Origin of the sequence: Pseudomonas sp. 2995-3 (assembly GCF_002742565.1) — a bacterium.
GTDB lineage: Bacteria > Pseudomonadota > Gammaproteobacteria > Pseudomonadales > Pseudomonadaceae > Aquipseudomonas > Aquipseudomonas edaphica.
Window position 1 is genome coordinate 25,042 of sequence record NZ_LJSB01000165.1, and the last position, 6,332, is coordinate 31,373.

The 6,332-nt window shown below is 62.2% G+C and carries 6 protein-coding genes; 4 read left to right on the top strand and 2 right to left on the bottom strand.

Annotation, left to right across the window (positions count from 1 at the left end):
• Positions 1-28 precede the first annotated feature (28 nt).
• Together AOA62_RS11680 and AOA62_RS11685 are read right to left on the bottom strand one after the other, a co-directional pair.
• A complete protein-coding gene (locus AOA62_RS11680; protein WP_099548717.1) occupies positions 29-1,411 on the bottom strand; it encodes an aspartate aminotransferase family protein in 1,383 nt (460 codons plus the stop codon).
• A 45-nt stretch (positions 1,412-1,456) separates the two neighbouring features.
• Positions 1,457-2,296, bottom strand: coding sequence for a helix-turn-helix transcriptional regulator (locus AOA62_RS11685; protein WP_026013485.1), 840 nt, complete (start codon positions 2,294-2,296; stop codon positions 1,457-1,459).
• A gap of 195 nt (positions 2,297-2,491) precedes the next feature.
• On the opposite strand from AOA62_RS11685, the gene AOA62_RS11690 reads away from it, so the two are divergent.
• From AOA62_RS11690 to argE, 4 genes are read left to right on the top strand one after another with little or no spacing between them, the layout of a single operon-like run.
• On the top strand, positions 2,492-3,781 hold the full coding sequence (locus AOA62_RS11690) for an NAD(P)/FAD-dependent oxidoreductase (RefSeq protein WP_017134548.1): 1,290 nt from the start codon (positions 2,492-2,494) through the stop codon (positions 3,779-3,781).
• Positions 3,782-3,805: 24 nt separating this feature from the next.
• A complete protein-coding gene (locus AOA62_RS11695; RefSeq protein ID WP_003207327.1) occupies positions 3,806-4,216 on the top strand; it encodes a RidA family protein in 411 nt (136 codons plus the stop codon).
• Between the two features lie 10 nt (positions 4,217-4,226).
• Positions 4,227-4,904 (top strand): DUF1028 domain-containing protein, encoded by a 678-nt coding sequence (locus AOA62_RS11700; RefSeq protein ID WP_099548718.1) that lies wholly within the window; start codon positions 4,227-4,229, stop codon positions 4,902-4,904.
• Complete coding sequence (gene argE, locus AOA62_RS11705; RefSeq protein ID WP_099548719.1) at positions 4,901-6,046, top strand: acetylornithine deacetylase; 1,146 nt, start codon at positions 4,901-4,903, stop codon at positions 6,044-6,046. The genes AOA62_RS11700 and argE overlap by 4 nt, the downstream gene beginning before the upstream one ends.
• Positions 6,047-6,332: the final 286 nt, after the last annotated feature.

Genomic DNA, 6,332 nt, shown 5'->3' on the forward strand with positions numbered 1-6,332 from the left:
CCGCACCTGGGGTGGTGGGCAAGTCACTTCAGAGTTTTCCCGCGATCCGTGCGGTGCGGTCTACCGCAATGCGGGTCTTGTCGACCAGCTCATCCAGCTCTGCGCGCGTGGCCACCAGAGCCGGCGCCATGATCATGCGGCCCAGGGTCGAGCGGATGATCACGCCCTCTTCAAAGCCAAAGGTGCGGCACTGCCAGGCCAGGTCGTTTTCGTTGGCAAAGCGTTTGCGCGTGGCCTTGTCTTCGACGAACTGCAACGCCCCGAGCAGGCCTGTGCCCTGGATCTCACCGATCATTGGGTGGTTGCCGAACACGTCGTGCAGCAGTTGCTGCAAGTACGGCCCGGTGTCGTCCTTGACCTGGCGCACGATGCCTTCATCGCGCAGCGCCTTGAGGTTGGCCAGCGCCACCGCCGCCGCCACCGGGTGGCCGGAATAGGTCAGCCCGTGGGCGAACACACCGCCCTGCTCCACCAACGCCTCGGCGATACGCTTGCTCAGCACCAGGCCGCCCATCGGCAGGTAGCCCGAGGTCAGGCCCTTGGCGATCGACAAGGTGTCGGGTTCGAAGCCGAAGTGCTGATGGGCGAACCATTCGCCGGTACGGCCAAACCCACCAATCACCTCATCGGCGCACAGCAGCACATCGTATTGGCGGCAAATGCGCTGGATTTCAGGCCAGTAGCTTTCTGGTGGGAAGATCATGCCGCCCGCACCCTGGAACGGCTCGGCGATAAAACCGGCGACATTTTCGGCGCCCAATTCCAGAATCTTTTCTTCCAATTGCAGCGCACAACGACGACCAAATTCGGCCGGTGTCAGCTCGCCGCCATGGGCAAACCAATACGGCTCGTCGATGTGCGCGACGTCGGGAATCATGCCGCCCATGTCGTGCATGAACTTCATGCCGCCCAACGCAGAGGCCGCAAGCGTTGAGCCGTGATAGCCGTTCCAGCGGCCGATCATGATTTTCTTCTGCGGTTGCCCGACCACTTGCCAGTAACGGCGCACGGTACGGATCAACACCTCGTTGGCCTCGGAGCCGGAGTTGGTGTAGATCACGTGGCTGTAGTGCCCCGGCAACAGGCTGAAGAGCAGCTCCGACAGCTCGATCACCGCCGGGTGGGTGGTGTGAAAGAACATGTTGTAGTACGCCAGCTGGTCCATCTGCGCGGCGGCGGCGGCAGTCAGGTCGCGGCGGCCATAACCGAGCTGGGTACACCACAGGCCGGACATGCCGTCCAGGTAACGCTTGCCTTCGCTGTCCCACAGGTACAAGCCCTCGCCGCGCACCATCACACGCGGGCCTTCGGCGTTCAGCGCCTTCTGGTCGACAAACCCATGGATATGGTGGGCCGCATCAGACTGCTGGTAATCCTCGGTGCGACGGTTGATTTGGGCGGGTAGGTTCATGGTTTTTCTCTCTTATTGGTCGTGACGCAAGGGCTGGCAAGCCACTCAGCGGTGCTTGCTCATGTAACTTTCAAGCGGGTCTTTGCTCAGCACGCCCTGGGCTTCGGCGAGCGAGTCGATAAACAGGGCAAACAGTTCCGACTGCGCGCCGATATCGAGCTTGGTGTAGATGTGTTTGCGATGGGACTTGATGGTGTCTTCCGCCACCTCAAGGCGCTCGGCCAGCGAGCGGGTGGAATGCCCGCGCAAAATGAGTTGGGCGATGCGGCACTCACGCTCGGTCAGGATCGACGAGCCGAAGTTGTTCAATGCCGCGTGAATACGTTGCTCCAGCAGGTTTTCGAAGCGTGCGCCGTGGGCATCCAGGCCGACAAAATGTTTGCCCAGCACGGCCAGTACCCAAGGGGTTATGCGCTTGAATTGCGCGATGGTGGCGGCGTCGAGCTTTTGCGTAAACGCCAGGGACACCGCCAGGCTGGAGCCTTTGCTCGACTGCAGGATGTAATTGAGCTCGTCTTCGAGCTGAGAGTGGCGGTAGAACGACTGGAAGTACTCGCTGAGCTCGAAGTGGTCAGGCGCAACGTCTGCCAAGGCATAGCAGCCTGAACTGACGCCTTCCACACAGGCGTCGTAAAACGGGTCGAGCAAGTAAAAGCCCGACAGGTACTGGCGCACGTTGCCTTGCGGCAACCACGGCCCATCCAGCTCGAACAGTGCACTGGGCATGCCGCCACGCGGGTAAAAATACAGCGTCGTGGCCTGTATCGGCTGCACACACCCGAGGGCATCGAACAAGGCGGCAGCGAACCCCGATTGCCCGATGTTATCGGTCACCAGGGCCATCTGTTCGAACCATTGCGCAGAAGAAAGCCGGTCGTTTTCCACGTCGAAGCCTCGCTCAAAGAACTGCAAGGATGGTCACACACCCGCTCCGTCCTCGAAATCACCCGATAGGGTGAGCTTGCATCCGATATTTATGCTCACTCCAAAGCTTAATAATATTTTATTAAAAAACGCCCTCCCCCTAGCCTTGAAGCCATGCCCAAGCTGAATCCAACTGCATTACGCAAGGACAGACACATGACTCAAGCCATAACAAAAACAGACACACTGGTAGTGGGAGCCGGCCAGGCCGGTGTGGCCATGAGCGAGCACCTGAGCAAGCAAGGCGTGCCGCACCTGGTGCTGGAGCGCAGCCGTATCGCCGAGCGCTGGCGCACCGGGCGCTGGGATTCGCTGGTCGCCAACGGCCCGGCCTGGCATGACCGCTTCCCCGGCCTGGAATTTGATGACGTCGCCGCCGATGGTTTTGCGCCAAAAGAGCGCGTGGCCGATTACTTCGAAGCCTATGCCCGCAAGTTCAATGCACCGATCCGCACCGGCGTGGACGTGACCTCTGTGGTGCGTAACGTGGGCCGCCCAGGCTTTACCGTGCACACCAGCGAAGGCGTGATCGAAGCCAACCGTGTAGTCGCCGCCACCGGGCCGTTCCAGAAGCCGGTGATCCCGGCCATCGCGCCTAAAGAAAGTGCACTGCACCAGATCCACTCCGCCGACTACCGCAACCCCGCACAACTGCCCGCCGGCGCCGTGCTGGTGGTGGGCGCCGGCTCATCCGGCGTGCAAATTGCCGATGAGCTGCAGCGTTCCGGGCGCCAGGTGTACCTGTCGGTCGGTGCCCACGACCGCCCGCCACGCGCCTATCGCAACCGCGACTTCTGCTGGTGGCTGGGCGTGTTGGGTGAGTGGGACCAGGCCGCGATGAAACCCGGTCGCGAGCACGTGACCATTGCCGTAAGCGGCGCCCACGGCGGCAAGACCATCGATTTTCGTGAGCTCGCCCAGCAAGGCATGACCCTGGTCGGCCTCACCCAAGCCTTCGACGGCAACGTCGCGCGCTTCCAAGCCAACCTGGTTGAAAACCTGGCCCGTGGCGACGAGAACTACCTGGCTTTGCTGGATGCGGCGGACGCCTACATCGAGCGCAACGGCCTCGACTTGCCCGTGGAGCCCCAAGCGCGCCGCGTATTCCCGGATGCCGAGTGCATCAAAAACCCGATCCTGGAGCTGGACCTGGCCAAGGCCGGTATCACCTCGATCATCTGGGCCACCGGGTTTGCCGTGGATTACAGCTGGCTGAAAGTCGACGCGTTTGACGCCGCCGGCAAGCCGCAGCACCAGCGCGGTGTGGCCAGCGAGTCGGGCATCTACTTCCTGGGTTTGCCGTGGCAGTCGCGCCGGGGCTCGTCGTTTATCTGGGGCGTGTGGCATGACGCCAAATACGTGGCCGACCACATCGCCATCCAGCGCCAATACCTTGAGTACCGCGAAGCCGCACCGGTTTTTCACAAGTCGCCTGTCATAGCCTGAGCACTTTTTTCGGAGTTTTTTTTGATGCCTACTCACACTCGCATCCGCATGTTCAACACCAAGGAAACCTACCCTAACCAGAGCCTCGACAACGACCTGTGCCAGGCCGTGCGTGCCGGCAACACCGTGTATGTGCGCGGCCAGGTGGGCACCGATTTTGATGGCAACCTGATTGGCCTTGGCGACCCGCGCGCCCAGGCCGAGCAAGCGATGAAAAACGTCAAGCAACTGCTCGAAGAGGCCGGTTCCGACCTGAGCCATATCGTCAAGACCACCACCTACCTGATCGACCCGCGCTACCGTGAGCCGGTGTACCAGGAAGTCGGCAAGTGGCTTAAAGGCGTGTTCCCGATCTCCACCGGGCTGGTGGTGTCGGCCCTGGGCCAGCCACAGTGGCTGATGGAAATTGACGTGATCGCCGTGATCCCCGAATAAGGAGCTGCCCATGACCTTTTCAATCGCCGCCCGTTGTGCGGACACCGGCCAACTGGGCATCGCGATCAGCTCCTCGAGCATCGCCGTGGGCGCCCGCTGCCCATGGCTGCGGCCCGGCGTGGGCGCAGTGTCGACCCAGAACATCACGTTACCGGCCCTCGGCCCCGACGTGCTCGATTTATTGGAACAAGGCCTGGACCCTGCGGCCGCCGTCGACAAAGCCCTGACGAGCAACGGCTACAGCCAATACCGACAACTGACGGCGATTGATCACCTGGGCCGCAGTGTGCATTTCAGTGGCAGCGAAACCCTCGGCACCCACAATGCCGTGTCGGGCGAACAGTGTGTGGCGGCGGGCAATATGCTCGCCGACCGCGCGGTGATCGAGGCGATGGTGCACGCCTTCGAACACGGCGAAGGCCAGCTTGCCGATCGATTGCTGGCGGCGATGCACGCCGCCATCAACGCCGGTGGCGAAGCCGGGCCGGTGCATTCCGCTGCACTGGTGGTGGTGGGCGAACTGACCTGGCCGATCATCAACCTGCGCGTGGACTGGGCCGATGAGCAGCCCATCGCCGAACTGCAAAAGCTCTGGGATGCCTACCGCCCGCAAGTGCAGGACTACATCGACCGCGCCCTCGCCCCCGACCGCTCGCCGGGCTACGGCGTGGCCGGAGACGAGCGATGAGCCGCAGCCGCGAACTGCTGCAGACGCTGGTGGGCTTTGATACCACCAGCCGCGAGTCCAACTTGCTGCTGATCGAATTTGTGCGCGATTACCTCGCAAGCTTCGGCGTGGCCAGCGAACTGGTCTACAACGAGGAACGCAGCAAGGCCAACCTGTTCGCCAGCATCGGCCCGGTGCAATTGCCGGGCATTGTGCTGTCGGGGCATACCGATGTGGTGCCGGTGGACGGCCAACCGTGGACTGTGCCGCCGTTTGCGCTGACCGAGCGCGACGGCAAGCTGTTTGGCCGCGGCACGGCGGATATGAAGGGTTATATCGCCTGCGTGCTGGCGTTGGTGCCAGCGTTGGTGAAAGCCAACTTGCGTATCCCGGTGCATATCGCCCTGTCTTACGACGAAGAAGTCGGCTGCCTGGGTGTGCGCTCGTTGCTCGCAGTGCTGGAGCAGCGGCCGGTGAAACCGATGCTGTGCATTATCGGTGAGCCGACCGAGCTGAAACCGGTGCTCGGCCACAAGGGCAAACTGGCGATGCGTTGCGATGTGCATGGCGAGGCGTGCCATTCGGCGTATGCGCCGTATGGGGTGAATGCGATTGAGCACGCCGCCGAGTTGATTGGCGAACTGGGGCGCATTGGCCTGCGGCTGCGCGAGCAACAGGACCCGCGGTTTGACCCGCCGTTCAGCACGGTGCAGACCGGCGTGATTACGGGCGGCAAGGCCTTGAATATCGTGCCTGCCGACTGCCGCTTTGATTTTGAAGTGCGCGCATTGCCGTCGATGGACCCGGGTGAAGTGGCTGAGGAGCTGCAAGCCTATGCCATGCAGCAGGTGTTGCCGCGTATGCAGGCCGTGAGTAAACAGAGCGCGATTCGGTTTACTGAGCTTTCGGCATATCCGGGATTAGTCACCGACGAGCGCAGCCAGGCAGCGGAGTTGATCGCAGCGTTCAGTGGCTCGCGGGACTTCGGCACCGTGGCGTTTGGCACCGAAGGTGGGTTGTTTGATGCGGTGGGCATACCCACGGTGGTGTGCGGGCCGGGGAGCATGGACCAGGGGCATAAGCCGGATGAGTTTGTGAGCCTCGAACAGTTGGCTGGGTGTGATGCCATGCTGGCGCGCATGCTCGACTCAATCCGCGCCTAAGCCACCTCCCTACCAAACACCACAGTTCAACTGTGGGAGCCGGGCTTGCCCGCGATGGCGGTGTATCAGATGGCCCATACTCAGCTGGCCCACCGCTATCGCAGGCAAGCCAGCTCCCACATTTTTTGCCCTGTGTTCCAGTCCAGGCACCGCACAACCTGTGGGAGCCGGGCTTGCCCGCGATGGCGGTGTATCAGGTGGCCCATTCTCAGCTGGCACACCGCTATCGCAGGCAAGCCAGCTCCCACATTTTTTGCCCTGTGTTCCAGTCCAGGCACCGCACAAC